General features: G+C 28.5%; 3 protein-coding genes. All 3 read right to left on the reverse strand.

All coding sequences use genetic code 11. The features are described from left to right. A partial coding sequence (locus ACIQZC_RS09865) for an RNA polymerase sigma factor RpoD/SigA (protein WP_396139055.1) occupies window positions 1-665 on the reverse strand: 665 nt, incomplete at its 3' end. A gap of 81 nt (window positions 666-746) precedes the next feature. Further along, the gene (locus ACIQZC_RS09870) at window positions 747-2429 is read right to left on the reverse strand and encodes a hypothetical protein (RefSeq protein WP_396139056.1); all 1683 of its coding nucleotides are present in this window, start codon (window positions 2427-2429) and stop codon (window positions 747-749) included. A gap of 8 nt (window positions 2430-2437) precedes the next feature. Next, window positions 2438-3628 (reverse strand): DUF4249 domain-containing protein, encoded by a 1191-nt coding sequence (locus ACIQZC_RS09875; RefSeq protein WP_396139057.1) that lies wholly within the window; start codon window positions 3626-3628, stop codon window positions 2438-2440. Between the last annotated feature and the right edge of the window lie 20 nt (window positions 3629-3648).

Below are 3648 nucleotides of genomic sequence, written 5' to 3' on the forward strand. Positions count from 1 at the left end.
GCACGTTCAATTTCAGTTTGAAGTGATTCGTGAATTAATTCTCTATCTGGATTTGGTGATTCACCAGAACGCAACACATCGTATAAGTTAGAATCTTCTCCTTCTACTAAAGGCGCATCCATTGATAAATGACGACCTGAGTTTTTCATAGACTCTTTTACATCATTTACGGTCATGTCTAATTCTTTGGCAATCTCTTCAGCAGATGGTGCACGCTCTTGCGATTGTTCAAGCAAGGCATACATTTTGTTGATTTTGTTGATAGATCCAATTTTATTTAACGGTAAACGCACAATTCGAGATTGTTCAGCCAACGCTTGTAAAATCGATTGACGAATCCACCAAACGGCATAGGAAATGAATTTGAAACCACGTGTTTCGTCAAAACGTTGCGCAGCTTTTATCAATCCTAAATTTCCTTCATTAATTAAATCTGGAAGTGTAAGTCCTTGATTTTGATATTGTTTTGCAACTGATACCACAAAACGTAAATTCGCTTTTGTTAATTTTTCTAAAGCTTTTTGGTCTCCCGCTTTAATTTTTTGAGCTAATTCTACTTCTTCATCAGCAGTAATAAGGTCAACTTTTCCAATTTCTTGTAAATATTTGTCTAAAGAAGCAGTTTCACGATTAGTTACCTGCTTGGTAATTTTAAGTTGTCTCATTTAATTTCCTTACTTATTAAAAGTTCTGATAGTTATACGTAGAGTATGAAAAAAAAGTTACAAAAAGTTAAAAAAAATAGTTTATTTAACTTCAAAGTATTCATTTATTGATAATGGTTCGCCACTTTTTGAAAAACCTTCTAAACTAATTTCATAAAAACCATCAAGGTCTGAAACAAAAAAATGATAGACATTTGAATCTTTATTTATTAAAAAATTAGTGTCCCAAGCGAGTTGATATCTATAATCTGGTATTCGAGAATAATCAAATTCTGAGTCATAATTAATGTTTTGAAATGGTTTATCAAACTCACAACGTTCAATTTGCAGAGGTAAAACATTACTTGATTTACCATTGTATGCTTTGTTAAATGTAACAATAGATATTACGCCGCTAAAAATTTTTGAACCATAACTAAATGCACTGTTGATTACACAAATTTTATAAATATTATTAGTATTGTAATTAAAAAGTTCATTTACGTCTTGCAGAAATAAACCATCAATAAGCACTAAAGCAGCGCCAAATGACTGACCTCCAGTTATATAATCTCTAATGTGCAAGGAATAGTCTTCTCCATTTTGTTTAAAATACACTGCTGGTACAATTTCAGTAATAGTTTCTTTAAATGTTGGGAATCTTTTAAAATCGTCTAAAATATATTCTTTAGCATTATTTTTATAGAACGGATCAAATGGCATTAAACCTTTTAACAGGCTGTCTTTTAAACGATAAGAATTGACTATTTGGCATGCTACCAATCGTTTTTCAATTTCATCAATATTTTCATTTGAAATGGTAAAATTGTTTTTTGAAGCAGTATTTTTGTAATCTGCAGATGAAGGTTTATTTATTGAAATATTAAAATCATTTACGTTGTTTTCTATTATTTGTAGAATAATATCTGATTTTTTTATGTCTTCCTCTAAAATAAAATGAAATTCTCCATTTGCGTTTGTTTTTACAATTTTTTGATCAAATGGTTCGCCTAAAATAGATAAACTAATATGCTTATCACTATTAGTTTTAGATTCGTTTTTAGAGGTTATTTTGCCCGAAAGCAATTCACCCCTTAGTTCAGGAAGAAAATTGACATTATTTGTGTTTATAAATTTATCTGTAATATTATCTATGTGCTGTTGGCTTGTTATTTTTTGGTTGAATTTTAAATGATCAACTTTTCTCACAGAAATTGAGAAATTACCATCAATAAATCTTTCCGATTTTTGAATAACATCTAATGTAATTTTTTCTCTTTTTGAATATATTTTTTTTGAAGTTTTAAGTTCAATATCTTCTTTTTTGGTATTATTAGTTACATATTGTTTTGATTCGGAAGTTACCTCAGTCGTTTTGACTATGTTTTTAATAGATATAAAGGGATTTATAATTGAAATTTCGGTTTCAAAATATTTAGATTTTTGATTGTTTAGCATCCAACTGGTATATGCTATTAATTTATAGTTCCCAGAAAGACATGAAGTATTTATAAAAATTTCATTAGATCCTATTCCATTTTTTAAAGCAATTTTACTGCGATTGATTAATCTACCATCTAAATCTATAAGTTCAATATATGCAATTTTGCTAATTTTGCTTAATTCTTTAGAATTTGCATTCATGCAATAGATTTTATAAAGTAGTGTTTCTCCCGTTACAAAAGTTGTTTCATTTGTATGGAGAAAAATTGTTTCACTTTCAAAATCTTCGATTTGCCCATAGCTATTAAAAACAAGCATAATCGAAGTGAATAATAATATCATTTGTTTTTTCATTGCCAAAAGGAAGGTATTATGTTAGAAGAAAAAGTCGTGCAATCTCCGCAAATTGGTTTCACCATTTCATACATGACACCATTTTCTCTATAAAATATTAATTGATTTGATCTTACATATGATTTTAAAGCAAAGAAACCATCATTTGTGTTTAAAGGATTAAAATCTCTTGGGTTAAATGATCGTGTATCGCATTCATATAAATAATTTGGAGGTAAAGAATTTGGAAAAACATCTTCATAGTTAAAGAATATTCTTCTACTTGAAACAGAAGCAACGTCAAATAATCCAACAACTATTTCGTCTGATTGATTTGTACAAGTTATATTACTTGCAATTAAACCAGGTTGTACTTGAGATAAGTTACTACCGTCTTCTGAAAAGTTTTTTAGGTTTTTATAAAAATCATAGGATGTGGCATTGTGAATATATTGAGACACTATTATACTATATCTATTTGCTATTTTATAATCGGATTTAGCAATAAACTGAATTGGAAAATTTGAAATTCGATCTTCAAGATTGGCTGATGTATTCTCTAATATTATCTTTTTTGATGTGTCATTTGAAAAGCATGTTCTTGTTTGGCCATCTCTAAGTTGAAAAGCAGTAGTATTGTCGTCTAATACCAGCAATTTATTTGCTGACCAATAAGGAACAATTACTTTATAAGTTTCCTTAAAAGTATATCTGTAAAATTTTGAAGAGTTTGAAGGATCAAAGCTATTAGCTTGAATTTCTACTCCATTTATTCCTGATTCGTTGGTTTTTTGAACCGCTACAATTGATTCTAAGTTTGAAATGGTAGGTAAAGTTTGAACAGTAGAAATATAATTTTTCCCATTAGAAGTTTCAATTTCTAATCTATAGTCAACGTTAGGCAGTGGCTCAAATTCATTATTAGAAAAATAACTTTCACCTTGTTGCGTAAATAGAAAAATCGATCCATTGCTTCCAATTATTTTTATTACAGCGTTTTCTTCAATAGTAGGTTCATTTTCTTCTAATCGATACGTTCTCGTTAATTTAACTTCTTGATGCTTTATTCCATTGGTGATTGTAGCTTCTACAACTAAATAATTTTGATAATTGTTAGATTGTAATGCATAGGGTTCTGTACAACTGCTTGTTTCAAATAGTAAAAATGTTACTAATAAAATATGTGCTATTTTTTGAAATATTTTCATAGTTAAAATTTAAAATTATA

This window comes from Flavobacterium sp. (assembly GCF_044338735.1).
Taxonomy (GTDB): domain Bacteria; phylum Bacteroidota; class Bacteroidia; order Flavobacteriales; family Flavobacteriaceae; genus Flavobacterium.

Excerpts from the sequence above, each read along its gene's own strand:
- ACIQZC_RS09870 (WP_396139056.1), bottom strand. The coding sequence starts at position 2,429 with ATGATATTATTATTCACTTCGATTATGCTTGTTTTTAATAGCTATGGG.
- ACIQZC_RS09875 (WP_396139057.1), bottom strand. The coding sequence starts at position 3,628 with ATGAAAATATTTCAAAAAATAGCACATATTTTATTAGTAACATTTTTA.